Genomic DNA, 26614 nt, shown 5'->3' on the forward strand with positions numbered 1-26614 from the left:
CGGCCGCGAGGGCCGGTCTCCGCCCGGGATAAGTCTTCTACACCGCTACCAGCTTCTTTTCCCCCGCCAGGGTATGGCTATTGCGCCGACAAAATGGATTTGTCAATCAAAGTCCGGTCTGCGGGTACGGGTGCGCTTCAACTCGAAGAAGTCATCGAACTCCGTGACCGCCAGCACGCCGTCCCACAGCCTGCCGGCGTCCTCGCCCCTGATGATCTTGGTGATGACCGGCCCGAAGAAGGCGTTGGCCCCCACGCGGATGATCGGCGTGCCGACCTCCTGCCCGACGAGCGTGATGCCTTCGTCGTGCGAGGCGCGGATGGTCTCGTCCCACTCTTCGGACTCCATCGCGTCGGCGAGGTTCTTGTCGAGGCCGACGGCGTCGAGCGCGGCCTCGTTGATCTCGCGCAGGCGTTCGGGCTGCTTGCTCATCCCCTGGTTGTGCAGGCGGGTGCCGAGCTCGGTATAGAGCTGCCCGACGTACTCCTCGCCGTGCTTGGCCGCGGCCGCGGCCGCCACCCTGATCGATCCCATGGCCTTGGCAGCCCGGGCCTTGTAGTCCTCCGGAACGTCTTTGTCCTCGTTGAGGAAGTGCAGTGACATGAATCGGAAGCGGGGCTCGATGGGGCGGACCTGCTCCACCTCGAGCAACCACCGCGAGGTGACCCAGGCGAACGGACACGCGGGGTCGAACCAGAGGTCCACGGGAATCTTCTCAGCCATGTCTGGCCATAACCTGAAGGGGTTCGGGTCCTATTCCCACCGTGACAGGATGACGGACAACCCCGACGAAGTGGTGAAAAGGAGCGCAACTTGGCAGGCAACCTGACCCGGGACGAGGCACGCGAGCGCGCCCGGCTGCTGAAGGTCGAGTCGTACGAGGTCGCACTCGACCTGACGGAAGGGGAGGAGCGCTTCGAGAGCGTCACGACGGTCCGCTTCGGCAGCGCCACCGCGGGCGCGTCCACCTTCATCGACCTGCACGGCGCGCAGGTGCGCAAGGTGACGCTGAACGGCCGGGACCTCGACGTGACCGCATACGACGAGGAGAAGGGCCGCTTCCCGCTCCCCTCGCTCGCCGAGTCCAACGAGCTGCGGATCGACGCCGACTGCGCCTACATGCGCACCGGCGAAGGCCTGCACCGCTTCGTCGACCCCGTCGACCAGCGCGTCTACCTGCACAGCCAGTTCGAGACGGCCGACGCCCACCGCATGTACGCGTGCTTCGACCAGCCCGACCTCAAGGCCACCTTCCGGCTGACCGTGCTGGCCCCGGCCGACTGGGAGGTGATCTCCAACGCCGCCGCCGTCGACGTGGAGGACCTGCCGGAGCAGGCAGGCAAGCACGGGACGGTGCACGCCGCCAAGCGGTGGGAGTTCGCGGTCACGCCGGTCATGTCCACCTACATCACGGCGCTGGTGGCCGGGCCCTACCACAAGGTCACCTCGGAGCACGACGGCATTCCGCTCGGCCTCTACTGCCGGGCCTCGCTGGCCGAGCACCTCGACGCCGACAACCTCTTCGAGATCACCCGGCAGGGCTTCGACTTCTTCCACCGGGTGTTCGGCGTGCGTTACCCGTTCGGCAAGTACGACCAGCTCTTCGTGCCCGAGTTCAACGCCGGCGCCATGGAGAACGCGGGCTGCGTGACGTTCCTGGAGGACTACGTCTTCCGCTCCCGGGTCACCGACGCGGTGGTCGAGCGGCGCGCCGAGACGATCCTGCACGAGATGGCGCACATGTGGTTCGGCGACCTCGTCACCATGCGCTGGTGGGACGACCTGTGGCTGAACGAGTCGTTCGCCACGTACATGTCCGTGCTCGCCCAGGCCGAGGCCACCCGGTGGGGCAAGGGCGCGTGGACGACGTTCGCGAACGTGGAGAAGGCCTGGGCCTACCGCCAGGACCAGCTGCCGTCCACGCACCCGATCGCCGCCGACATCCCCGACATGCAGGCGGTCGAGGTCAACTTCGACGGCATCACGTACGCCAAGGGCGCCTCGGTGCTCAAGCAGCTGGTCGCGTACGTGGGGCTGGACAACTTCCTGGCCGGCGTGCGCGACTACTTCGCCGAGCACGCCTGGGGCAACACCGAGCTGAAGGACCTGCTCGACGCCCTGGAGCGCACCTCAGGGCGGGACCTGTCGGCCTGGTCGAAGGAGTGGCTGGAGACGTCCTGGGTCAACACGCTGCGGCCCTCGTTCGAGGTGTCCGGCGGCCGGTTCACCCGGTTCGAGGTACTGCAGGAGGCGCCGGCCGACTACCCGACGCTGCGCTCGCACCGCATCGCGATCGGCCTCTACTCTCTGGTGGACGGCAAGCTGACGCGGACCAGGCGGGTCGAGCTCGACGTGGTGGGCGCGCGGACGAACGTGGCTCAGCTGGTCGGCGAGGAGCAGCCCGACCTGGTGCTGCTCAACGATGACGACCTGACCTACGCCAAGGTCCGGCTCGACGACGACTCGCTGCGGACGCTGGTGGACGGCGGCATCGTGACGTTCACCGAGTCGCTGCCGCGGGCGCTGTGCTGGTCGGCGGCCTGGGACATGACCCGCGACGGCGAGATGTCCACGCGCGACTACGTCAAGCTGGTGGTCTCGGGCGCGGGCACGGTCACGGACATCACCGTGCTGCAGACGATCCTGCGGCAGGCACGCATGGCCGCCCAGCAGTACGCGGACCCGGCGTGGCGGCCGGAGGGCCTGGCGCTGCTGGCCGGCGAGCTGCGCTCGCTGATCGGCACGGCGGAGCCGGGCTCGGACCGCCAGCTGGCGTTCCTGCAGGCGTTCGCGCCGGTGGCCACGTCGGTGGAGGACCTGGACCTGCTGCAGAGCATCCTGGACGGCACGGAGGTGCCCGAGGGCCTGAGCGTGGACGCCGATCTGCGCTGGACGCTGCTGCACGCGCTGGTGACCGGCGGCCGGCGGGGCGAGCCCGACATCGAGGCCGAGCTGGAGCGGGACCCTACGGCGACGGGTGAGCGCTCGGCCGCGCAGTGCCGGGCCGCGGTCCCGACGGCCGAGGCCAAGAACGCGGCGTGGGAGCGGATCGTGGGCGGCAAGCTGGCCAACGCCATCGCCAGGACCACGATCGGCGGGTTCCAGGACCCGCACCATCCCGAGTTGCTCGAGCCGTTCCGTGCGAAATACTTCGCCGAGGTCGGGCGGATCTACAAGGAGTGGACGTTCGACCAGGCGTCGTCGTTCGCGGTGGGGTGCTTCCCCTCGCTGCTCATCGAGCAGGCGACCGTGCAGGCCGCGGAGGACTACCTGGCCGACGAGCAGCCGCCGCAGGCGTTGCGCAGGATGATCCTGGAGGGCGCCGACGGCGTCCGCCGCGCGCTGCGCAACCGCGAGAAGGACGCCGCGTCCGCCTGATCCTCAGCTGAAGGCCCCCGCCATGCCTGGCGGGGGCCTTTTGCGTTTCCGTGATGTTTCCGGCTCTTGACAGGGGGCGCCCGGACGACGATATTTCGGTACTAACTTTACTTCTAAAGAAAGTTCTGGACCTTCATGGCAGCCACTGACCGCGGCGATCTCACCAGGACGGCGATCCTGGCCCTGCTGGGCACCGGCGGGCCGCTGAGCCGGACCGAGATAGCACGCGAGCTGGACCTCAGCCCCGCCACCGTCACGCAGCTCACCCGCGAGCTCATGGGGCACGGGATGCTCGAGGAGCTCGACCTCAAGCCGTCGCGTGGCGGGCGGCCCGCCGTGCGGCTCGGGCTGGTGGGCGGGGCCGGGCGGGCGCTGGGCGTCAAGGTGACGGCCGATCATCTGGTGCTGGTGGACGTTCGCCTGGACGGCGAGGTGCTGGGGTCGTGGGAGCGGCCGTTCGACCCGTCCGGGCCCGACGCGCTGGACGAGCTGGCGGCGGCCGTGGAGTCGGCGGTGCCGGGCGACGGGCCACCGCTCCTGGGGGTCGGCGTCGGGGTGCCCGGCAGCGTGGAGGACCAGGCGGCCGGCACGGTGAACGCGCCGACGCTGGGGTGGCAGGCGATGCCGGTCGGCGAGCGGCTGCGGCGGCGGCTGCGGCTCCCGGTGCTGGTGGAGAACGACGTGAACGCGCTGGCGGTGGCCGAGCGGCTGTATGGGCGGGGGCGTACGCACCGGGACTTCCTCGTGGTGACGATCGGCCGCGGCGTGGGCGCGGCGATCGTCACCGACGGCCGGGTGTACCGGGGGGCGCGGGGCGGCGCGGGCGAGTTCGGCCACCTGCCGGTGGACCCGGAGGGACCGGTGTGCGGCTGCGGCGCCCGCGGCTGCCTGGAGGCGTTCGTGGGATCGGCGGGCCTGCTCGCGGCGGCCGGCGCCAAATCCGGCGATCGCGCGGACGCACTCGCCGCACCTGCTGCACCCGCCGCGCCCGACGGGAGGGACGGGCGTGATCCGCTCGGGGCGGTGGCGGCGCTGGGGCGGGCCGCCGCGGGCGGTGACCCGGTGGCACGTGCCGTGTTCGAGGAGGCCGGCGCGATCCTGGGGCGGGCCACCGCCGGGCTGATCAACGTCGTGGATCCGGAGGTCGTGGTCGTGCTCGGCGAGGGCACGGCGGATTGGCCGCTCTGGCGGGACGGCTTCGAGCAGGCCCTCAGGGCGCAGCTCTACCCGGGGCGGCGCGACATCTCCGTCGAGGTGGAGAGCTGGGACGACACGAGCTGGGCGCAGGGGGCGGCGGCGCTGGTGCTGGCGACCCCGTTCGACGCGGCGGGCGCGGCGGGAGAGCAGGGCCGCCTGGTGCGTGCCCGGCTGATCGGAGCCACCCCATGAGCGCCCCATCCGCCCGCACGAGCGAGGAGACGACCCCATGACCCTCACCGCGGCCCCGCCGAAAGCGCGGGCCACGCACCAGCGGGCCAAACCGCGCAAGGGCTGGCGGTACGCCGGGACCGTCGCTGTGTTCCTGCTGCCGAGCCTCGTCCCCCTGACGCTCTACACGATCATCCCCATGCTCGGCTCGCTCTGGACGAGCCTGCACGAATGGGACCTCATCACCGAGATGCGCTGGGTCGGCCTGGGCAACTACATCGAGCTGATCGGCGATCCGGAGACCCGGGCGGCCTTCCTGCACACGCTGTACTTCATCGCCGGCTATCTGCCGCTCGTCTATGTGGGCGGCCTGGGCCTGGCGGTGCTCCTCAACCGGGCGATGGCCGGGCGGAGCCTGCTGCGCGGGGTGTACTTCCTGCCGGTGATCACCAGCTGGGTCGTCGTGGCGCTGATGTGGAAGTGGCTGCTCAACCCGGCCAGCGGCATCGTCAACTGGGCCCTCGGCCTGTTCGGGGTCAGCGGCCCCGGCTGGTGGACCGACCCTGACTGGGCGATGCCGTCGATCATCCTCGCCTCGGCCTGGAAGGACCTGGGCTTCGTGATGATCATCCTGCTGGCCGGGCTGCAGGCGATCCCCCGCGAGTACCAGGAGGCCGCCATGGTCGACGGCGCCACGGCGTGGCGCAGGTTCCGGCACATCACGCTCCCGTTGTTGTCCCCTTCGACGTTCTTCGTGGTCGTGATCTCGCTGATCAACGGCTTCCAGGTCTTCGACCAGGTCAAGATCATGACGGGGGGCGGGCCCGGTGGGGCGACGCAGGTGGTCGTGTCGCAGATTTACGACCTCACCTTCAGGTACGGCCGGGCCGGCGCGGCCTCGGCGCTGTCCTGGTTGCTGTTCGCGGTGGTGCTGATCGTGACGATCGTGCAGGTCCGGGGGCAGAGGCGGTGGGTCACGTATGGGTAAGATCCTCCGCTACCTGCTCGTGGGGTTGGGCGCGCTGGTGATGTTGTTCCCGTTCGCGTGGGCGATGATCACCTCCGTCACGCCGGGCGACGCCGTGCTGGCCGTGCCGCCTGACTTCACGCCCGAGGGCGCGAGCCTGGACGCGTACGGCAAGCTGCTCGAGACGCTGCCGTTCTGGCGGATCGTGGCCAACAGCGCCTGGATCGGCGCGGCCTCGACCCTGCTGCAGCTCATCACCAGCGCGATGGCCGCCTACGCGTTCGCCCGGCTGCCGTTCCCCGGCCGGGGCGCGTTGTTCGCGGTGTACCTGGCGACGTTGATGATGCCGCTGCCGGTGCTGGTCGTGCCGCTGTTCATCGAGATGCGCACGTTCGGTCTCGTCGACACGTACTTCGCGTTGCTCGCGCCGACGATCGCCTCGGCGTTCGGGGTGTTCCTGCTGCGGCAGGCGATCAACCAGGTGCCGCGGGAGTTCGACGAGGCGGCCGTGCTGGACGGCGCCGGCCATTTCCGGATCTTCCTGTACGTGGTGCTGCCGCTGATCCGGCCGGCGCTGGCCACGTTCGCCATCTTCGGCTTCATGGCCAGCTGGAACAGCTATCTCTGGCCGCTGATCATCATCAAGTCGCCCGAGTTCATGACGCTCCCGCTGGGCCTGGCCACGTTGCACGGCCAGTTCACCACGCAGTGGGACGTGGTCATGGCGGGGTCGGTGATCAGCGTCGTACCGATCCTCATCCTCTATGTCTTCGCGCAGAAGCACGTCATCGCCAGCGTCGCGCAGAGCGGGCTCAAGTAAAGGAATCCCCCCATGACCAGAAAAGTCACCATTGCCACCGTGGCGGCCCTCGCATTGCTCGCCTCCGCCTGCTCCCAAGGGTCGGCCACCAGGGCCCCCTCCGGCGCTGACGGCAAGACCACCGTGCGCTACTTCACCTTCTCCGCGGCCCCCGACCATCTCAAGGACCTCGACACGATCGAGAAGGCCTTCGAGAAGGAGAACCCGAAGGTGGACGTGGTCGTCGAGACCGCGCCCTTCGAGGAGTACTTCACCAAGCTCCAGACCAGCATCGCCGGCGGCACCGCGCCGGACGCGTTCGAGCTCAACTACGAGAACTTCGTCACCTACGCCAGCGCGGGCTCCCTGCTCGACCTGGGCACGGTGGGCGGAGACGGCGACACCTCGGTCTACGCGCAGGAGTCGCTCAACGCGTTCAAGCGGGACGGCAAGCAGTACGCGCTGCCCGCCTCCTTCTCCACGGTCGTGCTCTTCTACAACAAGGACCTCTTCAAGAAGGCCGGGGTGGCCGAGCCCACGGCGGACTGGACGTGGGCCGACGAGCAGGCCGCCGCGGCCAAGCTGACCGACAGGAAGAAGGGCGTGTACGGCGACTTCCAGCCGGTGCAGTTCTTCGAGTTCTACAAGACGCTCAAGCAGGCGGGCGGCGAGTTCCTGTCGGCCGACGGCAAGAAGTCCGCCTTCAACAGCCCCGAGGGCGTCAAGGCCGCCACGTGGCTGGTCGGCAAGGTCGGCAAGTCGATGCCGACCGAGGCCGAGATCGGCGGTACCGCCGACTACGACACGAACCTGTTCAAGTCCGGCAAGCTCGCCATGTGGCACAACGGCATCTGGCAGTTCGCGGGCCTGAAGGACGTGCCGTTCGAGTGGGACGTGGTCGTCGAGCCCGGTGACGCCGCCAAGGCCAGCGCGGTCTTCCACAACGCCGTCGCGGTCTCGTCCGGCACCAAGGCCGGCAAGGACGCCTACGCGTGGGCCCGGTTCCTGTCGTCGTCGAACGTCGCCGCCACCACCCGCATCCAGTCGTCCTGGGAGCTGCCGCCGGTCGCCGACCAGCAGGTGCTCTCCGGTTACCTCAAGGACCCGAAGCCGGCCAACCGGCAGGCCGTGTTCGACTCCCTCAAGTCGATCGCGCTGCCGCCGGTCATCAAGCGTCAGCAGGAGATGCAGGACGCCGTGACCAAGCAACTGACCGAGGCCGCCGCCGGCCGCACGTCCGTGGAGGACGCGCTCAAGGCCGCGGCCGCCGACGTCGACGCCCTGCTCACGTAATTCGTAAGGAGAAGACCCGTTGTCCCTCGTCGCGCACAGCCTCGACGTGATCACGAGATTGCAGTCGCCCACCGGGGCCTATCCGGCCTCGCCCACCTTCTCCGCCTACCGCGGCTACTCCTGGCTGCGGGACGGGGCGTTCATCGCCGAGGGGGTGAGCAGGCACGGTGACGTGGCCGGGGCGGACGCCTTCCACGCCTGGTGCGCCAGCGTGGTCGGCGACCGGGCGGGCCAGGTGGACTCGCTGGTCTCCCGGGCCGCGCGCGGCGAGAACGTGCTCGTCTCGGAGATGTTGCCGACCCGCTTCACGCTCGACGGGATGGACGGCGCGGACGACTGGTGGGACTTCCAGCTCGACGGGTACGGCACGTGGCTCTGGGCGCTGCGCGAGCACGCCGTACGGCACGGCAGGGCGGTCCCCGGGGTCGAGAAGGGGGTCAGGGCGGCGGCCAGGTACCTGACGGCGTTCTGGCATCTGCCCTGCTACGACTGGTGGGAGGAGCACGTCGAGCAGCGGCACGTGGCCACGCTGGGCTCGATCCATGGGGGCCTGCGGGCCGCCGTCGCGCTCGGCGTGCTGAGTTCGGCGGAGGAGGCGGCCGCGCTGGAGGCGGTCGAGGGCGTCGCCGAGCTGGTCGAGCGGGAGGGCGTCACCGGCGGGCGGCTGCGTAAGTGGCTCGGGAGCGACGCCGTGGACGGCAGCCTGCTGGCGTGCGTGGAGCCGTTCGGGCTGTATCCGGCCGGGCATCCGGTCGGGGCGGCGACGGTTACCGAGGTCGAGCGGCAGCTGGCGAGGGACGGCGGCGTGTACCGCTACCTCGCCGACACCTTCTACGGCGGGGGCCGGTGGGTGCTGCTGGCCGGGTTCCTCGGCTGGAACCACGCGGCGGCGGGGCGGCCTGCCGAGGCCCGCCGCTACCTGGACTGGATGGCGGCTCAGGCGACGCAGGAGGGGGATCTGCCCGAGCAGGTGTCGGACCTGCTGCTGGCGCCCGGGCGGCTGCAGGAGTGGCTCGACCGGTGGGGGCCGGTGGCGACGCCGCTGCTGTGGTCGCACGGGATGTACCTGATCCTCGCGGACGAGCTGGGAGTGCGGGCATGAGCATGAGGCATCGGCCTTTCGGGTCGGGGCATCCGTACGCGACGACCGAGGACCAGCGGGTGCCCGCCCGGCCGCTCGACGGCGAGGCGGTGGAGTTGCGGGTGCGGGCCTCGGCGCGTGTTGAGGCGGTCGTCTGCGAGTGGGTCGTGGACGGGGACGCGCCACTGGAGTTGTCGCTGCTCCCTCGCCACGCCGAGCCGGAGGCCGGCCAGGACGTGAGCACGCAGGCGGCGCCGGGCACGGCTGGCGGTGCTGGCGCGCCGGACACGGCTGGCGGTGCTAGCGCGCCGAGCATGGCCGACGGGGCCGACGGGGCGGTCGATGGCGGGCATCTTGCCGCCGCGCAGGCCAGGGCCGCTCGCGCCGCGGCCGGATCGTGGGCCGTGCGGACGCCGGTCCTGGAGGCCGGGCGCCGCTATTCCTACCGCTTCCGAGCCACCCTGGCCGGCGGCGGGAGCCGTACCAGCCGGTGGTTCGAGGTGTCGGCGGCGAGCTGGTCGGACGACGGCGGGAAGCTGGACGTCAGGGGCGCCGACCGGATCGTGCCCGGAAGCGTGCGGTGGCTGGCCGACGCGGACGGCGTGCTGCGGGTGCGGTTCGAGGTGGCGCTCGCGCCCGAGGAGCACGTGGTCGGGTTCGGCGAGCGGTTCGACGCCGTGGATCAGCGCGGGCGCGACGGAGCTCGGCTCGACGCGGTCGTCTTCGAGCAGTACAAGGCGCAGGGGCGGCACGGGCGCACCTACCTGCCGATGCCGTTCGCGCTGGTCGTGGGCGGGGAGGTGAGCTGGGGACTGCATGTGGCGACCTCGCGGCGCACCTGGTACGACGTCGGCGATCGGCTGCTGGTGGAGGCCGAGGTGGGCAGGGACGGCGTGCTCGGCGTGCGCTTCCACGACGGGCCTGAGCCTGCGGACGTGCTGCGCGGGTTCCTGGATGAGGTCGGGCGGCCGGCCGAGTTGCCGTCGTGGGTGTTCCGGCTCTGGGCCAGCGGCAATGAGTGGAACACGCAGGAACGCGTGATGGCCGAGATGGACCGGCACCGCGAGCACGGGATCCCCGTCGGCGCGCTGGTCATCGAGGCGTGGAGCGACGAGACGACGTTCACGGCCTTCCGCGGGGCCGCGTACGAGGCGTCGGAGGAGCCGCATCGCCTGGCCGACCACACCTTCCCTGCCGACGGCCCGTGGCCCGACCCCAAGGGCATGGTGGACGAGCTGCACGAGCGCGACATCAAGGTGCTGCTCTGGCAGATCCCGCTGCAGAAGATGCGCCCGCATCCCCGGCATCAGGCCGCCGTGGACGCCCGGCAGCTCGTCGAGCACGGGTACGGGGTGCGGGAGGCGGACGGCCGGCCGTACCGGAACCGAGGGTGGTGGTTCCCGCTCGCGCTCATGCCCGATCTGTCGTCGCAGGAGGTCCGCGACTGGTGGACGGCCAAGCGCCGCTATCTGGTCGAGGAGGTCGGGATCGACGGGTTCAAGACCGACGGCGGCGAGCACGCCTGGGGGCACGACCTGCGGTATGCCGACGGGCGGGACGGCGCGGAAGGCAACAATCTCTTCCCCGTCCACTACGCCCGCGCCTTCGGCGATCTGCTGCGGGCGTGCGGGAAGGCGCCGGTGACGTTCAGCAGGGCCGGGTTCGCCGGGTCGCAGCCGCACGGGGCGTTCTGGGCCGGGGACGAGGACTCCACGTGGGAGGCGTTCCGGTCCTCCGTCAGGGCCGGGATCACGGCTTCGGCCTGCGGGATCGTGTACTGGGGGTGGGACCTGGCCGGGTTCTCCGGCGAGGTGCCGGACGCCGAGTTGTACCTGCGGGCGGCCGGGGCGGCGGCGTTCATGCCGATCATGCAGTACCACTCGGAGTTCAACCATCACCGCACGCCCATCAGGGACCGCACGCCGTGGAACGTGGCCGACCGGACCGGGGACGAGCGGGTGATCCCGGTGTTCAGGCGGCTCGTGGAGGTGCGCGAGCGGCTGGTGCCGTACCTGGCGGGGCAGGCGCGGCAGGCCGTGGGCGGCGGGGCGCCGCTGATGCGCGGGCTGTTCTTCGACCACCCGCACGACCCGGACGTGTGGCGGTTTCCGCTGCAGTACAAGCTCGGGGACGCGTTGCTCGTCGCGCCCGTCACCGAGCCTGACGTTTCGGAAATTTCCGTTTATCTACCAGAAGGCGAGTGGATCGACGTCTGGACAGGACGTGCCCTCTCTGGCGGCAGGGAGGTACGACTGCCCGCACCGCTCGACCGCCCGCCCGTCCTCTGTGCCGCCGAGCACTGGTCCCGCCTCTCCCCCGTGTTCGCTGCCTGAGAAGGAGTATCCGTGAGCCGGTTACGGTCGGCCGTCATCGTGGTGGTGATCGCCTTGTCAGCGTCCTTCGTCTCCGTCCCCGCCGCCCTCGCGCTCGCGGGGGTGCACCACAGTCCGACCGGAATCGACGATCTCTACTCGGCCGAGCCGACGGAACGGGTGCCGCGTGACCCGATGGCCGGCGAGGCCGTCGAGATCAAGGCCACGACCTGGCCGATCGAGCCGGGCCAGACGGTCTGGGTCACGTGGACCAAGAACGGGGCCAACCAGACCCCGATCGGCGCGGCCTGGGACTACAACAGCGGCGGCAACAGCTACTGGAAGATCAACTTAGGTACGTTCGCCCGGGGCGACAAGATCTCCTACACGGTCAACGCGGACGTGAACGGGGGCGAGCAGAAGAGCGTCGGCCCGTTCACGTTCACGGTCACCTCCTGGAGCACGGTGACGAACGTGACCGGCTTCACCAACAACGGCACGTCGGTGGACGTCACGACCGGGGACAGCGCGGGGAGCTTCACGCCGAAGATCCGCTTCGCGTTCCCGGCGCTCGACCGGTTCAGGACCCAGATCGCCCCCAGCGGGCAGGGGCTGAACATTTCCGGAGTGTCCGGTTATACGGTGACCGACTCGGCGAGCACGCTCGCGATCTCCACCAGCTCGCTCGTGCTGAAGATCCAGAAGTCGCCGTACCGGCTGTCGGTCTACAAGGGCGACGGCACGACGCTGATCACCCGCCAGTACGATCCCGCGACGTTCAGGAACATCGGCTGGGCCAGCGACGGCGCCACCACGATCACCAAGATCGAGGACCACTTCATGTCCCCGGCCGGCGAGCGCTTCGAGGGCTTCGGCGAGCGCTACGACCGGCTCGACCAGCGCGGCACCGATGTGCACAATTATGTCTACAACCAGTACAGGGACCAGGGCGCCACTCGGCGCACCTACCTGAGCGTGCCGTTCTTCCTCAACTCGGCAGGCTACGGCGTCTACCTCCCGACCAACCGGTACGCGATCTTCAACCTCAGCACGCATCTGCCCGACCTGGCCGGATTCACAGTGGACACTGGCGGCGGCCTCGACTCGACGCTGGACTACCACTTCTACACGGGCACGCCGGCCGAGATCCTGGACGACTACACGGCGACCTCGGGCCGTCCGCTGCTGCCGCCGAAGTGGGCCTTCGGCGTGTGGATGTCGGCCAACGAGTGGAACACCCAGGCCGAGGTGAACGCCGCGCTGGCCAACGTGGCGGCGTACAAGATCCCGCACACGGCGATGGTGCTGGAGCAGTGGAGTGACGAGGCCACCTTCTACGTGTGGCACGGCGCGACGTACACTCCCAAGCCGGGCAGCGGCAAGCTCTCCTACGGCGACCTGACCTTCCCGGCCGGCACGGCGTGGCAGGACCCGAAGGCGATGGTGGACAACGCCCACAGCAAGGGGATCAAGATGATCCTCTGGCAGATCCCGGTGTTCAAGGAGAACTTCGACACCAATCCGCCGACCGCTCCGCAGCAGCACCTCAACGACAAGGCATACGCGGAATCGCAGGGCTACGTCGCGAAAAATCCCGCTAACGGCCCCTATCGCATCCCGACCGGCCAGTGGTTCGGCGACAGCATGGTCCCCGACTTCACCAGCACGGCCGCGACCGCCTGGTGGATGAGCAAACGCGATTACCTGATCGACGAGATCGGCATCGACGGCTTCAAAACCGACGGCAGCGAGGCCATCTTCGGCCGGGGCGTGCAGTTCGCCGACGGCCGCAAGGGCGACGAGATGCACAACGCCTACCCCAACAGCTACACCGGCGCATACAACACCTACGTCAAGGGCAAGCGGCCGGATGGCGCGGTCTTCAGCCGGGCCGGCACGGCAGGCGCCCAGACCAGGTCGATCTTCTGGGCCGGCGACCAGAACTCCAGCTTCTCCGCCTTCCAGGAGGCGGTCAGGGCGCAGCTCAGCGCGGGCCAGTCGGGGGTGCCGTACACGGCCTGGGACCTGGCGGGCTTCACCGGGACCTTCCCGAGCGCGGAGCTCTACCTGCGCTCAGCGGCGCAGGCGACGTTCTCCCCGATCATGCAATATCACTCGGAGAAGGCCGATCCGGGCACGTCGGAGGCCCGCACGCCGTGGAACGTGCAGGCCCGCACCGGCGACACGAGCGTGGTGCCGGCCTTCCGCAGGTTCGCCAACGTGCGCATGAACCTGATCCCCTACCTCTACACCGAGGCCAAGGCGAGCGCGACCACGGGCGTGCCGATGATGCGCGCGATGAGCTTCGCCTTCCCCGGCGACGCGACGGCCGCGACCCTGGACCAGCAGTACATGTTCGGCTCGCAGCTGCTCGTCGCGCCGATCACCGCTCAGGGCGCGACCTCGAAGAACGTGTACGTGCCCGCCGGTGAGTGGTACGACCTGTGGAACGGCGGCCGCTTCACCGGCCCCGGCACCAAGACCTACAACGCCGGCCTGGACACGATCCCGGTCTACGCCAAGCCGGGCGCGATCATCCCGCTCAACCTCAACGCCGACTACCAGCTCGGCGGCGAGATCGGCAACAGCGTGGACACCTACACCAACCTGACCTTCCGGATTTATCCGTCGGGCACCACCTCATACGCATATTTCGAGGACAGCGCGAACGCCATCCGCACCCTCACCTCGGCGGAGAACTGGGCCGGGCACGCGGTGACCGTCACCGTGCCGCCGCTGACCACGACCAGCACCCTGCAGGTGGCGAGCACCAAGCCCGCCTCCGTCACGGGGGCGAGCGCCCGCGCCTCGCTGGCCGACCTCAAGGCCGCCGCCGAGGGCTGGTGGTGGGACCCGATCCAGCAGCTCACCCACGTCAAGCTCGCAAGCGCCGCCGCCACCAGGACGGTCACGCTCAACGGCGTGAACAAGAGCGGCTACGAGGCCGAGTTCGCGACAGGCAGCGGCACCTCGACGAACACCGACCACGCCGGCTACACGGGAACCGGCTTCGCCGACGGCTTCGCCACCTCCGGCGACGCAGTGACGTTCCAGGTCAGGGCCGACGCGGCAGGCAGCCACCAGCTCACGTTCCGCTACTCGACCACCGTGAACGCCACCAGGACCGTCTACGTGGACGGCGTGTCCGCCGGCACGCTGTCACTGCCCGCGCTGGCGAACTGGGACACGTGGGGCACCGCCACGCTCACCACGTCCCTGACCGCGGGCGCCCATACCGTCAAGATCGCCTATGACACGGCGAACACCGGCGGGATCAACCTCGACAACCTGGTGGTGGCCCGATGATGGGGGGTGCCATGACCCGCGCGCTCGTCTTCTTGGCGGCATTGCTCATGCCCTCCCTCGTGGCGTCCTCCGCCCAGGCGGCGGTCCAGCGTGTGGAGTTCACCAGCGGGCCGGCGTACCTGATCGTGGAGTTCCTCGACGACGACCTCGTGCACTTCGAGCTCGCCAACGGGACGAGCCCCGGCGTGAACGACTCGATCTTCACCACGCCGCAGGTCGCGAAGAAGGACTACCTGGGCCCGACCAGCTTCACGCAGTCGGGCAACACGCTCACCACGCCCGCCATGAAGGTCGAAGTCACGGCCGGGACGTTGTGCGTCAAGGTCTCGGACCCGGCAAGGCTGCTCTACGAGGCGTGCCCGCGCAACCTCGCCCAGGCGTGGAAGGGCCTGACCATCACCAAGGGCTCGATCCAGAACGCCTACGGCCTGGGCGAGCAGTTCTTCATGGGCGGCAGCGCCGACGGCGACTGGGTGGGCCGCACCCGCTCCCCCGGCGGCGCCTACGGCAACGCCATGGTCTTCGACACCGACAACGGCCCGGTCGGCAACACGCAGATCCCGGTGCTCTTCGCGGTGGGGGCGTCGAACCTGAATTACGGCCTCCTGCTCGACCAGGTCTACAAGCAGGAGTGGAACCTGACCGGCTCCCCCTGGACGGTGGACACCTGGGGCGACCAGCTCCGCTGGTACACGATGACCGGGCCCGACCTGCCGGACCTGCGCAAGGACTACATGGAGCTGACCGGCAGGCCGCCGGTGCCGCCGAAGAAGGCGTTCGGCATGTGGGTGTCGGAGTTCGGCTACGACAACTGGGCCGAGATCGACAACCGGCTCAGCGGGCTCCGTGCCGACGCGTTCCCGGTGGACGGGTTCGTGCTGGACCTGCCCTGGTTCGGCGGGGTGACGGCCGGCTCGGACAACACCCGCATGGGCACGCTCTCCTGGGACGCGACCGCCTTCCCCAACACCTCCGCCACGATCAACGACTACGCGACGAACAAGGGCATCGGCCTGATGACCATCGAGGAGTCGTACGTCGGCAAGAACCTGCCCGAACACGCCGACCTGGCCGCGCGCGGCTATCTCGTCAGATCGGGCTGCCCGGGCTGCGCCCCCGTCTACCTGACGACCAACGACTGGTGGGGACGGGGCGGCATGATCGACTGGACGCAGGAGGCGGCCGCCGACTACTGGCACACGCTCAAGCGGCAACCCCTCGCCGACCAGGGCGTCCAGGGCCACTGGCTGGACCTGGGCGAGCCGGAGATGTACGACGCCGGCGACTGGACCTCCGGCGTGCTGCCCGGCAAGCACGCCCACGCCGACTACCACAACATCTACAACCTCAAGTGGGCCGAGAGCGTGGCCCGCGGATACGCCTCCGGCACCAAGCGCCCGTTCATGCTCGCCCGCTCGGGCGCGGCCGGCATCCAGCGGCACGGCGTGGCCATGTGGTCGGCCGACATCGGCTCCAAGCTGACCGCGCTGGCCCAGCAGCAGAACGTGCAGATGCACATGTCGATGTCCGGCATCGACTACTTCGGCTCCGACATCGGCGGCTTCCGCAGGGAAATGCTGAATTCAGACCTGAACGAGCTCTACACGCAGTGGTTCGCCAATGGCGCCTGGTTCGAGGTGCCGGTCCGCCCGCACACGGAGAACCTGTGCAACTGCGCCCAGACCTCGCCCGACAAGATCGGCCACAAGGCCAGCAACCTGGCCAACCTGCGCCAGCGGTACGAGCTCGCGCCCTACTACTACTCGCTGGCCCACCGCGCTCACCGCTTCGGCGAGCCCGTGGTGCCGCCGCTGGTGCACTACCACCAGAACGACCCGAACGTACGCGAGATGGGCCACCAGAAGCTCATCGGCCGTGACCTGCTCGTCGGCGTCGTGGCAGGCGCCGGCGAACGCGACCGCGACGTCTACCTGCCCGCCGGCACCTGGTACGACTACGCCACCGGCGAGAAGCTCACCAGCTCCGGCCAGTGGTTCACCGACCGCCCGCTGTGGGTCAACGGGGTGTTCCGGCTGCCTGCCTTCGCCCGGGCAGGGGCGATCATCCCGAAGGCGCACGTCGACGACAAGACCATGAACGCGATGGGCAAGCGGACCGACGGCACGACCAGGAACGAGCTGATCGCCCGCGTGTACCCGGACACCACGTCCACCGATTTCACCCTTTACGAGGACGATGGGGCCACGACGGCGTACCAGAGCGGCTCCGTCCGCACGACGCAGATCAGCCAGCAGCTCAGCGGCGCCACGGCCACCGTCACCGTCGCCGCCTCCAGCGGCGACTACAGCGGCGCGCCGTCCAGCAGGCCGACCGTGGTGGAGCTGGTCGCCGGCACCCAGGCGTCGGCCGTCACGCTGAACGGCTCCCCGCTCACCCAGCACGCCACCAAGACCGCCTTCGACGCGGCCGCCGGCGGCTGGTACAACGCGGGCGGCAACCTCATCGTCGCCAAGGCGGCGAGCGCGAGCGTCACCACGGCCAAGACGTTCGCGTTCACGCTCGGCCAGGCGCCGGCGTCGATGACGTTCAGGTGCGACAACGGCACCACCGCTCCCGGCCAGTCGGTCTACGCCGTTGGCAGCGCCCCGCAGCTCGGGTCCTGGTCCGTGGCGAGCGCGGTCAAGCTGTCACCCACGGCATATCCGACCTGGACCGGCACCATCGGCACACTTCCGCCGAACACCGCCGTCGAGTGGAAGTGCGTCAAACGCCAGGAATCCGGCTATCCAGACACCGCTGACCTGTGGGAACCAGGCGCCAACACCTCCTTCACCACCCCCGCCACCGGCAACGGCGGCACGACCACCGGCGCCTTCTGAAACCTACGGCGACATCGCCGTTACGCTCCCCCGAGTTTGGCCATGTCAGCGAACGCCCGGTGTTAGCCTCGATGGCGTGCTAGGCGCGGGGACCACCCTCAATGACCGCTACATGCTGGCCCACCGCCTCGGCGGTGGGGGCATGGGCGAGGTGTGGCGTGCCGACGACACGGTTCTCGGGCGCGCCGTCGCCGTCAAGGTGCTCATCCCGGCCCTGACCGAAAACCCCACGTTCGCCCAGCGCTTCCAGAACGAGGCCAGGGCCATGGCCACCCTGACCCACCCCGGCGTGGTCGACGTCTACGACTACGGCATCGCCGACGTCAACGGCCGCCAGGTGAGCTTCCTGGTCATGGAGCACGTGCCGGGCGAGTCGCTCGACCGCGTGCTGCGGCGTGGCCCGCTCGGCGTGGAGGCCACCATGCGCCTGGTCGCGGAGGTCGGCGACGCGCTGGCCGCCGCGCACGCGCAGGGCATCGTGCACCGCGACGTCAAACCCGCCAACCTCATGATCAGGCCCGACGGCGGCGTGGCGCTCACCGACTTCGGCATCGCCCACTCGGTCTCGGCAGGCCACCTGACGGCCACCGGCACGATGTTGTGCTCGGCGGGCTACTGTGCGCCGGAGATGGCCACTGCCAGCGAGGTGACGCCGGCGGTGGACGTCTACGCGCTGGGCGTGGTGGCCTACGAGTGCCTGACCGGTCGCCTGCCGTTCCAGGGCGACACGCCCGTGCAGATCATCTTCAAGCATCTCAACTCTCCCGTGCCGCCCCTGCCCGCCGAGGTGCCTCCGGGCCCGCGGCAGGTAGTCGAGCGTGCGCTGGACAAGGCACCGGACCGGCGCTGGCCATCGGCTGCGCTGATGGCCGAGGCCGCGCGCAGGGCGCTGGCCACACCCGGCACGGCACCCGCGCCGCGCCGCGGCCGTGCCATGAGAGCGGCGCTCACCGCGGCAGCCGCCGTGGTCGTGACGGCCGCCGTGGCAGGCGCCGTCTGGCTGCGCCCGGTCACGCCCACGGTCCTCGACGAAGTGCCGCCGACCGTGCGGGGCACCTCGGTCACGGCCGCGCCCACCACGCCGCCCTCGACCAGGCAACAGTCCGCACCGCCGACCAGGCGCGCCCCGAGCTCCAAGCCGACCAGGGTGACGACCCCGGCGCCGAGCCCTTCGGCGACGGTCACGCCGACCAAGCCGACCAGCTCGCCCACTTCCAAGCCCACCACGTCCGAGCCCACGCAGGAGCCGTCCCAGGAGCCGACCACGCCCGGGCCCGAGGAACCGTCGTCCGAGCCCACCGAGGGCAAGCCAACGAGCGACATTCAGTGCATACGTGAGCCATGTCCGTAATCGCTCCTCGCTCGTGAGAAAGTCGTCGCGTGGATACCACTCGTGACCTCCTGATCGCCCTCGCCCGCCGTTACGCCTTCGCCGACCTCGGAGCGCTCGCGCCGGCGGCGGAGATCTCCGAGGTGTGCGAGTTCGGGCACCGACTGCTCTCGCTCGACGCGGAGGACTTCGCGGTCGAGGCGAAAGTGGTGCCCGCCGAGCTGCGGCGGCGGGCGCGGGCCTGCCACATGCCGCAGACGCCGCGCGAGCAGCCGCGGGGGGCGCTGGAGTCCCTGCGGCCGGCCTATGGGCTGCTGCTCGAGGTGATCGCCGTACGCTGGCACCGTCGCGAGCTGAGCCCGATGATCGCCGCCGTGCACATCGCCAGCGAATACCTGCCGCTGCTGGCGTTCGAGCCACAGCTCGGCCATGCCGGGGACCCTGCCCGCTGGCCCGAAGGGCTGAGCGCGACCGGCAGCAGGTTCGGCGTGATCGGCGACCGCGAGTGCGACCACACCAAGTCCGAGCAGTCCGCCACCAACCGGACGCTGCGGGTCTCCACGGAGCCGAACGAGGGCTGGCGCGCGTATTTCGACCGCCAGCACAGCCAGGTGGCCGGAGCACTCGCCGTATGCGTCGCCGCCTGCCGCAACCCCTGCACGGCCATGGACTGGATCGCCCCGGAACCCTACGCCGACCTCCAGCTACGCGCCCGCACGGCCCTGTCCTTCGCCGACACCCCGCTGGTAAGGCTGCGCCACGCGGCACCGGTAGGCCACGGCTTCGGCGTCCCCTCACCCGAAGAGGTCCTCGACGCCTGGGAACGCAGCCGCACCGCCCTGGACAAGAACCCGATAGGCGGTGCCGCCATGAAGGACGACGGCTTCCCCCTGCCAGGCCTGCCGTCCCTCTTCTCCGCGATCGCCGCCGCCGAAATCCAGCCGGCCACACTGCTGAACGGCGTGAGCGACCACATCGTCACGCTGCTGGAGCGGCTCTGAACCACGGAGCCGGTCAACTAGACGCTCCGTCACGGCGAGCAACCCGTGAGCCTTCACGACCGGCCATGACAGACGGCAGGGACTACGGCGCGTGCGGTGACGCTGGGCGACCGTAAAGGATGGTTGTTTGGGGTTAGGGGCGGCGAGAGGTCGATGCTTCGCCGAGCGACGCGATGCCGTACAAGATGCCACCGATCACGTCGCCGACGCTGAACGCGGTCGCCATGGACATGGCGGTGAGGCGGCAGGCGTTGTCGCTCAGCCGCCGCCTGGCGCGCTCTCCCGTCACGATCTCCAGCCCTCGCCCCTTGACGTCCACCAGGATCACCACGGCGTCGTCCGCTTCCTCGCCGAGGGCGGCGTGCAGGCGCTCGGCGAAGTGCCGCCGCCCGCCGACCGGCTCCCCGAGGAACAACCCGAACCGGAGCCCGCTGCGCTGCTCGGCAGCCCGCAGGGCCTTCCTGATGTCGTCCGCCTGAGCGGTGGTCAGTCCTCGCATCGTCAGCCTCACCATCCGGCGGACGCGCCGCCGACGTGCCGGCCCGGCTCCGCCGTCTCGGCCGCGGCCACCCAGTCGGCCTCGGGAACGGTGGCCCAGTGCGCCACCCGGTCGGCCAGCACCAGGCCCGAGGTGCTCACGCCGCGTTCGCTGCCCGACGGGCCGCCCAGCCACACGGGGCCGGACTCCACCCTCCGCTGCACGCTGCGTCCAGGCACCATGACCAGCAGGCTGATCAGCACGAACAGCCCCATGGAAACCCCGAAGAGAAAGAGCAGGATCTCTGCCGCGCCGTCCACACCATGAACGTAAACCTCGTAAGCGAGTCCGGCCAGACCCCATACGGGCGAAGGGTTAGGATCTTGTACGACCCGTAAGCTTCTCTAGAGAAGAACGTTAGTAATACCCCGAAACCGGGCGTGGAACACGATGAGCTGGGCCATAAAACTATGGACAGGGCAACACTAGGAATCAGTCAGATGTGCGGGCTACGGTGAGTGACGTGGACTCCGACAAACAGCGAGAAGACGGTCACAACGCGTCACCTATCTGGGTGAGCGACCGGCCAGAAAGCGAGCAGACCGCCGCCGCGAAGCCATCGGCGCCCACCTCCACCTACGCGCCCGTCGAGCGCGCGTCCGTGCGTAGCCTGCTGCAGCAACCGCGTTTCCGCCGCCTGCGCAACCGCCTGCTGGCGGCCGTCGGCGTGGCCTTGGTGGTGGGCTTCCTCGTGGGGGACTGGCGGGTCGGCGTGACCGCGGGCGTGGTCGCGGCGATCCTGGAGGCGGTTTACCGCGCGCGTTCCAACTCCTCCGTGCCCGCCTGGCGGCGCGCGTCTGTGGCGGAGCGACGCACCGAGGCACAGCTGCGCAAGCTGGAGCGCCTGGGTTACCGCACGCTGCACGCCCGGGCGATCCCGAACAGCGAGGCCCAGATCGACCACCTCGTGGTGGGCCCCACAGGCGTGTACGCGGTCGACTCCGAGAAGTGGGACAAACGCCTTCCCGTACGCGTGCAGATGGGCAAGAAGCTCTTCCACGGCCCCTTCGACCAGAAGGCCAGGCTCAACGAGGCCAAGTGGGAGGCGTCGCAGGCAGGCGAGTTGATCAGCAGGTCGTTCGGCCGCGAGGTGTCGGTCGTGCCCTCGCTCGCCATCTACGGCCCGGCCGTGCCCTGGAAGATCATGACGATCCGCGGCGTGGACGTCTACCAGGGTGACCGCGCCCGCAAATGGATCACCAAGCGGGAGCGGGCGTTGACCGCCATGGAGATCGACCGGATCTACGACATCGCCGCCAGGGAGCTTCCCGCCCGCTACGGCGAGGGCTGACCACTCCCCACGACGCGTCCGGCACTCCCACCGTGCGCGGCGTCATCTTGGCCTGGCTTCGGTTGCGCCACGATCCGGTAACCGGCCGTCCGATGCGTGGACGGTTGTCTCAGTTGCCGGGCGGTGGTCGTAACATGTGAAGACTTGCTAGCGATGGGAGAAGCCCAATGCCCGCCCTCAGGTCACGTACAGTCACCCACGGCAGGAACATGGCCGGTGCCCGGGCCCTGCTCCGGGCGACCGGCGTAGCCGGGAGCGACTTCGGCAAACCCATCATCGCGGTGGCCAACAGCTTCACCCAGTTCGTGCCGGGTCACGTGCATCTCAGGGAAGTCGGCGACGTCGTCTCGGCGGCCATCAGGGAGGCAGGGGCGATCCCGCGCGAGTTCAACACGATCGCCGTGGACGACGGCATCGCGATGGGCCACGGCGGCATGCTCTACTCGCTGCCGTCGCGCGAGCTGATCGCCGACGCCGTGGAATACATGGTCGAGGCGCACTGCGCGGACGCGTTGATCTGCGTCTCCAACTGCGACAAGATCACGCCGGGCATGCTGCTGGCGGCGTTCAGGCTGAACATCCCGACGATCTTCGTCTCCGGCGGCCCCATGGAGGCCGGCAAGACCCCGGGCAAGAAGCTCGATCTGATCGACCCGATGATCGCCGCCGCCGACGACTCCGTCTCCGACGCCGAGCTGCTGGAGATGGAGGAGAGCGCCTGCCCCACGTGCGGGTCCTGCTCCGGCATGTTCACCGCCAACTCCATGAACTGCCTGGCCGAGGCCATCGGGCTGGCGCTGCCCGGCAACGGCACGATCCTGGCCACGCACAAGGCGCGCAAGACGCTCTTCGAGGACGCCGGCCGGCAGCTCGTGGAGATCACCCGCCGCTACTACGAGGACGGCGACGAGTCGGTGCTGCCGCGCTCGATCGCCACCCGCGAGGCGTTCGAGAACGCCATGACCCTCGACGTCGCCATGGGCGGCTCGACCAACACGATCCTGCACATCCTGGCCGCGGCCCGCGAGGCGCAGGTGGACTTCGGGCTCAAGGAGATCAACGAGATCTCGTTGCGCGTGCCCTGCCTGTGCAAGGTCGCCCCGGCCACGAACAAATACCACGTCGAGGACGTCCACCGCGCCGGCGGCATCCCGGCCATCCTGGGTGAGCTCGACCGGGCCGGCCTGCTGCACCGCGACGTGCCCACCGTGAACGGCGGCACGCTCGCCGACATGCTGGCCGCCTGGGACGTGAAGTCGCCGTCGGCGAAGCCCGAGGCCGTGGAGCTGTGGCACGCGGCGCCCGGCAACGTGCGCACCGTCAAGGCATACTCGCAGGACAACCGCTGGGACGACCTCGACCTCGACCGGGCGGCAGGCTGCATCCGCGACCTCGAGCACGCCTACACCGCGGACGGCGGGCTGGCCGTGCTCTACGGCAACATCTCGCGGGACGGCGCGGTGGTGAAGACGGCCGGGGTCGACGAGTCGATCTGGACGTTCAGCGGGCCCGCCGTGGTGTTCGAGTCGCAGGAGCAGGCGGTCGAGGGCATCCTGGGCGGCAGGGTCAAGGCGGGCGACGTGGTGGTCATCCGCTACGAGGGCCCCAAGGGCGGGCCCGGCATGCAGGAGATGCTCTACCCGACCTCGTTCCTGAAGGGCAAGGGCCTGGGCAAGGTCTGCGCGCTGATCACCGACGGCCGTTTCTCCGGCGGCACGTCGGGGCTGTCGATCGGCCACGCCTCGCCCGAGGCGGCCGAGGGCGGCGCGATCGCGCTGGTCGAGGATGGCGACATCATCGACATCGACATCCCCAACCGGTCGATGGAGCTGCGCGTCCCGGAGGCCGAGCTGACGGCCCGGCGCGAGCGGCTGCTGGCCGACCTGGGGGGATACCGGCCGCGGGAGCGCAACCGGCCGGTGAGCGTGGCGCTGCAGGCGTACGCGGCGATGACGACGTCCGCCTCGACGGGCGCCTCCCGCGACCTGTCGCAGCTGTCGAAGTAAGCGCGGCCTGTGCGGCAGGTGACAGGGTTCTCGCCTGCCGCACAGACTTTCGAAAAATGTCGGTGGTCATCCCTATTGTTGGGGTATGACGACAGTCGTGAAGCACGATACTCGCCCGCTGACGACCGCCGAGATCGCCGCCCTCGCACTCTCCCTCGCCCACCTCGGAGCCGGCCCCCAGGCCGTCACCGCCCGGCGCGGCCTCCAGCACGCGTTCGAGCACCTGGAGCTCGACGACGACGTCATCGCCACCACGCTCACGACGCTGACCGAGCCGCTGCCCGTGGAGATCGCCTCCAGGGCCAGGCTCATGGCCGACGCCATCACCAGCCGCCTCATGATCCGCCTGCACTACCAGGACGCCTCGGGCGTCGTCACCAGCCGTGACGTCGAGCCGGTGACGTGCCTGGTCCACCGCGAATACTGGTATCTGGTCGGGGTGTGCAGGATGCGCCGGGCGATCAGGGCCTTCCGGTTCGACCGGATCATCGCGGTCGAGCCCACGCTCACGCCGTCCCGTCCGCATCTCGCCGACCGGTTCCTGCCGTTCCAGCGCCGCCGGCGCAGCAGGGCCGCGTAAAGAAACTGGCCTGCTCTTGACCGTTCGCACCCCCGGCCTTTGGGGTCGGGGGTGGCAGGCTCCGGCACATGCGCGTACGGGGGATCTGGCCCTTTGCCCTACTGATCATGGCGCCCGGGTGCGCCACTCCGTCGTCCGGGACGCCACGCCCGGTCACCGTGGTGCCCCGTGTGCAGGCCCCTGTCGTCGTCGAGCGCGCGCTGCCGCCGGACAGGCGGCGCGCCCTCGACCGGGCGCTGGAGCGCTACCTGCGGCAGCGGCCCGGCCGGGCTTCGGTGGCCGTCTACGACAAGACGACCGGCATCAGGTACGCCTTCCGCGAGCACACACCGTACATGCTGGCCAGCGTGGCCAAGGTGGACATCCTGCTGGCGTTCCTGCTGGACAAGCAGCGCGAGGGACGGCGGCTGACCGCCTACGAGCACCGGCTGGCCGACCGCATGATCCGCAACAGCGACAACGACTGCGCGCACGAGCTCTACATGATGATCGGCGGCCAGAACGGGCTCTCCCGGGTGCTGCGCACGCTCGGTGTCCAGCACACGCGACCCGGGCCAGGGCTCTCCTGGGGATCGACCCGCAGCCGCCCGTCCGACCAGGTGAAGGTCCTGGAGCGGCTCACGGACCCGAGCGGCCCGCTGTCGGACCTGCACCGGCGGTATGCGCTCAAGCTCATGTCATCGGTCGTGCCCGAGCAGGCGTGGGGCGTCAGCGCAGCCGGCGGCGAGGCGCTGAAGAACGGATGGCTGCCGGCTCACGTGCACGGCGGGCTGTGGACGATCAACAGCGTGGGACGGCTCCGCGTGCGCGGGCACGAGCTGCTGATCGCCGTCCTGTCGGAGCGCAGCCCGGACATGGAGACCGGCGTCGCCACCGTGGAGCACCTGGCCCAGGTGGCGGTCAGCGCCCTGACGACCCGGGCGAAGACGACGGTCTCGTCCTAGGAGCAGCAGCCACCGCCGCAGCAGCCGCCGCCGGTCGCCCGGGGCGCGGCCGCGCCGCCCGTCATGGCCACGGTGGACAGCAGCTTCACCGTGTCGTCGTGGCCCTCCGGGCAGGCCGCCGGGTCGTCGGAGGCCGACATGGGACGGGACACCTCGAACGTGGAGCCGCAGGCGCGGCAGCGGAAGTCGTAACGCGGCATGGACTAAGCGTAGGCGATATGCGCGTAGTCGGACACGGGCTCGTAGCCGATCGCCTGGTAGATGGCGTTGCTCGTGGGGTTGTCCAGGTCGGTGAAGAGCACGACCTGCTCGCAGCGCTCCTCCAGCCCGGCCTGGCTGGCATAGGCCGTGACGGCGGAGCCGTAGCCGCGCTTGCGGCACGACGGAGGCGTGTAGACGGGCCCGATGCGGCAGACGCCGCCGGCCGCGGGCGAGAGCGCGGCGAGCGAGACCGGCACACCGTCCGCCTCCCACAGGAACAACTCCCGGGCCGCGATCCGCCGGGCGACGCGGTCGGCGGCATCGCCATCGGGCAGCGCGACCTCCTCGCCGAAGGCCTGATGCCAGCTGACCAGGAGCGGATAGTCGGCGGGCGTGGCGAGCCGGCCACGGCCGGGCACGCCGGGGATCCGCAGCGTGCCGAGCCGGTAGAGCCGCTCGGACAGGACCCGGCTGGGCGGCCCCATCAGGCGCGCGACCTCGTCGGTGAGCCGCACCGGGCCGACGAGCGCAGGGATGTCGTGATCGAGCGCCTCCACCAGCGGCGCGACGGTCTCGACCGGCATGACGGCGAGCCCGATCGGGTAGGGCGGGGTGTGGAAGGCCGCCCCGCGCACCTCGCCGTCCACCGTCCACCAGCCGAAACGGGCGCCCTTGGCGGACATGCCGGCCCTCAGGTTGGCCAGGACGGTCAGCGCGACGGTGTTGCCCACCGGGTCGCCGAGCAGGAAGGGCTCGGCGACCGCGGCGTAGGCCTCGACGTCCGAGGTGAAGGTCCACATGCCTGGCATGGTGCCAGGCCGGGACCGCCCCGTTCAAAGCGGTTTTCGGGGCCCCTTTATGCGGCGGCCTCGAGGTAGGGCGCCCACAGAGGGTCTCCGACGAGCGACGCGCCGATCAGCCTCCAGTGGGCGCCCCGTGGCACCGCAGGGCTGACGCGTAGCGTCCACCCCAGCTCCTCCAGGTATTTGTCGGCCTTCCTGTGGTTGCACGTCGTGCAGGACGCGACGCAGTTTTCCCAGGTGTGGGCGCCACCCCGGGACCGCGGGATGACGTGGTCGATGGTCTCGGCCCGCTGGCCGCAGTAGGCGCAGCGGTAGTTGTCACGGCGCATGAGCGCCGCCCTGGTCAGGGGAATGCGCGACCGGTAGGGGATGCGGACGTATCTGCGGAGCCTGATCACCGAGGGCACGTCGAGCGTGCAGCTGGCCGAGCGCAGCACCGCGCCCCTGCCGTCGCGATGCACGATGTCGGCCTTCTCCCGCAGCACGAGCACGATGGCACGGTGCAGCGAGAGGGTGGTCATGGGCTCGTAAGTGGCATTGAGCAGCAGGACTTGGCGCGTCATCGTGCCTCTCCCT

Annotated in this window: 21 protein-coding genes; 15 read left to right on the forward strand and 6 right to left on the reverse strand. The window is 70.0% G+C overall.

What is annotated here, in order from left to right; translation table 11 throughout:
* Positions 1 to 102 precede the first annotated feature (102 nt).
* Positions 103 to 723, reverse strand: coding sequence for a mycothiol-dependent nitroreductase Rv2466c family protein (locus tag ACTWQA_RS28770; protein ID WP_443162186.1), 621 nt, complete (start codon positions 721 to 723; stop codon positions 103 to 105).
* Positions 724 to 813: 90 nt separating this feature from the next.
* On the opposite strand from ACTWQA_RS28770, the gene pepN reads away from it, so the two are divergent.
* From pepN to ACTWQA_RS28825, 11 genes are all read left to right on the forward strand, one after another.
* Positions 814 to 3378: an aminopeptidase N gene (pepN, locus tag ACTWQA_RS28775; RefSeq protein ID WP_443162187.1), complete on the forward strand. Its 2565-nt coding sequence runs from the start codon at positions 814 to 816 to the stop codon at positions 3376 to 3378.
* A gap of 135 nt (positions 3379 to 3513) precedes the next feature.
* Positions 3514 to 4767 carry an ROK family protein gene (locus ACTWQA_RS28780; RefSeq protein ID WP_443162188.1) on the forward strand — a complete coding sequence of 418 codons (1254 nt, stop codon included), beginning with the start codon at positions 3514 to 3516 and terminating at the stop codon, positions 4765 to 4767.
* 37 nt (positions 4768 to 4804) lie between these two features.
* Positions 4805 to 5734, forward strand: coding sequence for a carbohydrate ABC transporter permease (locus tag ACTWQA_RS28785; protein ID WP_443162189.1), 930 nt, complete (start codon positions 4805 to 4807; stop codon positions 5732 to 5734).
* Positions 5727 to 6533 (forward strand): carbohydrate ABC transporter permease, encoded by an 807-nt coding sequence (locus ACTWQA_RS28790; protein WP_443162190.1) that lies wholly within the window; start codon positions 5727 to 5729, stop codon positions 6531 to 6533. The genes ACTWQA_RS28785 and ACTWQA_RS28790 overlap by 8 nt, the downstream gene beginning before the upstream one ends.
* 12 nt (positions 6534 to 6545) lie before the next feature.
* A complete protein-coding gene (locus tag ACTWQA_RS28795; RefSeq protein WP_443162191.1) occupies positions 6546 to 7805 on the forward strand; it encodes an ABC transporter substrate-binding protein in 1260 nt (419 codons plus the stop codon).
* Positions 7806 to 7824: 19 nt separating this feature from the next.
* A complete protein-coding gene (locus ACTWQA_RS28800) occupies positions 7825 to 8907 on the forward strand; it encodes a glycoside hydrolase family 15 protein (protein WP_443162192.1) in 1083 nt (360 codons plus the stop codon).
* Entirely contained in the window at positions 8904 to 11219 is a 2316-nt protein-coding gene (locus ACTWQA_RS28805) for a glycoside hydrolase family 31 protein (RefSeq protein ID WP_443162193.1), read from the forward strand. The genes ACTWQA_RS28800 and ACTWQA_RS28805 overlap by 4 nt, the downstream gene beginning before the upstream one ends.
* Before the next feature lie 12 nt (positions 11220 to 11231).
* Positions 11232 to 14504, forward strand: a complete 3273-nt coding sequence (locus tag ACTWQA_RS28810) for a TIM-barrel domain-containing protein (protein ID WP_443162194.1) — start codon at positions 11232 to 11234, stop codon at positions 14502 to 14504.
* Positions 14505 to 14515: 11 nt separating this feature from the next.
* Positions 14516 to 17344, forward strand: coding sequence for a TIM-barrel domain-containing protein (locus ACTWQA_RS28815; protein WP_443162195.1), 2829 nt, complete (start codon positions 14516 to 14518; stop codon positions 17342 to 17344).
* A 76-nt stretch (positions 17345 to 17420) separates the two neighbouring features.
* Positions 17421 to 18695: a protein kinase domain-containing protein gene (locus ACTWQA_RS28820; protein ID WP_443162196.1), complete on the forward strand. Its 1275-nt coding sequence runs from the start codon at positions 17421 to 17423 to the stop codon at positions 18693 to 18695.
* Positions 18696 to 18724: 29 nt separating this feature from the next.
* Complete coding sequence (locus tag ACTWQA_RS28825; protein ID WP_443162197.1) at positions 18725 to 19675, forward strand: hypothetical protein; 951 nt, start codon at positions 18725 to 18727, stop codon at positions 19673 to 19675.
* A 133-nt stretch (positions 19676 to 19808) separates the two neighbouring features.
* Here the strand turns inward: ACTWQA_RS28825 and ACTWQA_RS28830 are convergent, their stop codons facing one another.
* On the reverse strand, positions 19809 to 20174 hold the full coding sequence (locus ACTWQA_RS28830; protein ID WP_305915174.1) for a TPM domain-containing protein: 366 nt from the start codon (positions 20172 to 20174) through the stop codon (positions 19809 to 19811).
* An 8-nt stretch (positions 20175 to 20182) separates the two neighbouring features.
* Complete coding sequence (locus tag ACTWQA_RS28835) at positions 20183 to 20473, reverse strand: hypothetical protein (RefSeq protein WP_305915175.1); 291 nt, start codon at positions 20471 to 20473, stop codon at positions 20183 to 20185.
* 203 nt (positions 20474 to 20676) lie between these two features.
* On the opposite strand from ACTWQA_RS28835, the gene ACTWQA_RS28840 reads away from it, so the two are divergent.
* The 4 genes from ACTWQA_RS28840 (at position 20677) to ACTWQA_RS28855 (ending at position 25034) form a co-directional block, all read left to right on the forward strand.
* Positions 20677 to 21504: a nuclease-related domain-containing protein gene (locus ACTWQA_RS28840; protein ID WP_443162198.1), complete on the forward strand. Its 828-nt coding sequence runs from the start codon at positions 20677 to 20679 to the stop codon at positions 21502 to 21504.
* A 167-nt stretch (positions 21505 to 21671) separates the two neighbouring features.
* A complete protein-coding gene (ilvD, locus tag ACTWQA_RS28845) occupies positions 21672 to 23510 on the forward strand; it encodes a dihydroxy-acid dehydratase (protein ID WP_305915177.1) in 1839 nt (612 codons plus the stop codon).
* An 85-nt stretch (positions 23511 to 23595) separates the two neighbouring features.
* Positions 23596 to 24090: a helix-turn-helix transcriptional regulator gene (locus ACTWQA_RS28850; RefSeq protein WP_443162199.1), complete on the forward strand. Its 495-nt coding sequence runs from the start codon at positions 23596 to 23598 to the stop codon at positions 24088 to 24090.
* 170 nt (positions 24091 to 24260) lie between these two features.
* Positions 24261 to 25034 carry a serine hydrolase gene (locus ACTWQA_RS28855; protein ID WP_443162200.1) on the forward strand — a complete coding sequence of 258 codons (774 nt, stop codon included), beginning with the start codon at positions 24261 to 24263 and terminating at the stop codon, positions 25032 to 25034.
* On the opposite strand, the gene ACTWQA_RS28860 is transcribed toward ACTWQA_RS28855, so the two are convergent.
* Genes ACTWQA_RS28860 through ACTWQA_RS28870 form a run of 3 tightly spaced genes read right to left on the reverse strand, consistent with a single transcriptional unit; the run spans position 25031 to position 26601 of the window.
* Positions 25031 to 25234, reverse strand: coding sequence for an FmdB family zinc ribbon protein (locus ACTWQA_RS28860; RefSeq protein WP_305915180.1), 204 nt, complete (start codon positions 25232 to 25234; stop codon positions 25031 to 25033). The genes ACTWQA_RS28855 and ACTWQA_RS28860 overlap by 4 nt on opposite strands.
* Positions 25235 to 25237: 3 nt before the next feature.
* The gene (locus ACTWQA_RS28865) at positions 25238 to 26035 is read right to left on the reverse strand and encodes a GNAT family N-acetyltransferase (protein ID WP_443162201.1); all 798 of its coding nucleotides are present in this window, start codon (positions 26033 to 26035) and stop codon (positions 25238 to 25240) included.
* Positions 26036 to 26091: 56 nt separating this feature from the next.
* The gene (locus tag ACTWQA_RS28870) at positions 26092 to 26601 is read right to left on the reverse strand and encodes an HNH endonuclease (protein ID WP_305915182.1); all 510 of its coding nucleotides are present in this window, start codon (positions 26599 to 26601) and stop codon (positions 26092 to 26094) included.
* Positions 26602 to 26614 lie beyond the last annotated feature (13 nt).

It is taken from the genome of Nonomuraea sp. 10N515B (genome assembly GCF_052245915.1).
Classification (GTDB): domain Bacteria; phylum Actinomycetota; class Actinomycetes; order Streptosporangiales; family Streptosporangiaceae; genus Nonomuraea.

What these genes read in the sequence shown, in the direction of transcription:
- ACTWQA_RS28785 (WP_443162189.1), top strand. Translation starts at nt 4,805, where the DNA reads ATGACCCTCACCGCGGCCCCGCCGAAAGCGCGGGCCACGCACCAGCGG.
- ACTWQA_RS28860 (WP_305915180.1), bottom strand. Translation starts at nt 25,234, where the DNA reads ATGCCGCGTTACGACTTCCGCTGCCGCGCCTGCGGCTCCACGTTCGAG.
- ACTWQA_RS28790 (WP_443162190.1), top strand. Translation starts at nt 5,727, where the DNA reads ATGGGTAAGATCCTCCGCTACCTGCTCGTGGGGTTGGGCGCGCTGGTG.
- ACTWQA_RS28780 (WP_443162188.1), top strand. Translation starts at nt 3,514, where the DNA reads ATGGCAGCCACTGACCGCGGCGATCTCACCAGGACGGCGATCCTGGCC.
- ilvD (WP_305915177.1), top strand. Translation starts at nt 21,672, where the DNA reads ATGCCCGCCCTCAGGTCACGTACAGTCACCCACGGCAGGAACATGGCC.
- ACTWQA_RS28830 (WP_305915174.1), bottom strand. Translation starts at nt 20,174, where the DNA reads ATGCGAGGACTGACCACCGCTCAGGCGGACGACATCAGGAAGGCCCTG.
- ACTWQA_RS28805 (WP_443162193.1), top strand. Translation starts at nt 8,904, where the DNA reads ATGAGCATGAGGCATCGGCCTTTCGGGTCGGGGCATCCGTACGCGACG.
- ACTWQA_RS28850 (WP_443162199.1), top strand. Translation starts at nt 23,596, where the DNA reads ATGACGACAGTCGTGAAGCACGATACTCGCCCGCTGACGACCGCCGAG.
- ACTWQA_RS28770 (WP_443162186.1), bottom strand. Translation starts at nt 723, where the DNA reads ATGGCTGAGAAGATTCCCGTGGACCTCTGGTTCGACCCCGCGTGTCCG.
- ACTWQA_RS28815 (WP_443162195.1), top strand. Translation starts at nt 14,516, where the DNA reads ATGACCCGCGCGCTCGTCTTCTTGGCGGCATTGCTCATGCCCTCCCTC.
- ACTWQA_RS28865 (WP_443162201.1), bottom strand. Translation starts at nt 26,035, where the DNA reads ATGTGGACCTTCACCTCGGACGTCGAGGCCTACGCCGCGGTCGCCGAG.
- ACTWQA_RS28795 (WP_443162191.1), top strand. Translation starts at nt 6,546, where the DNA reads ATGACCAGAAAAGTCACCATTGCCACCGTGGCGGCCCTCGCATTGCTC.
- ACTWQA_RS28870 (WP_305915182.1), bottom strand. Translation starts at nt 26,601, where the DNA reads ATGACGCGCCAAGTCCTGCTGCTCAATGCCACTTACGAGCCCATGACC.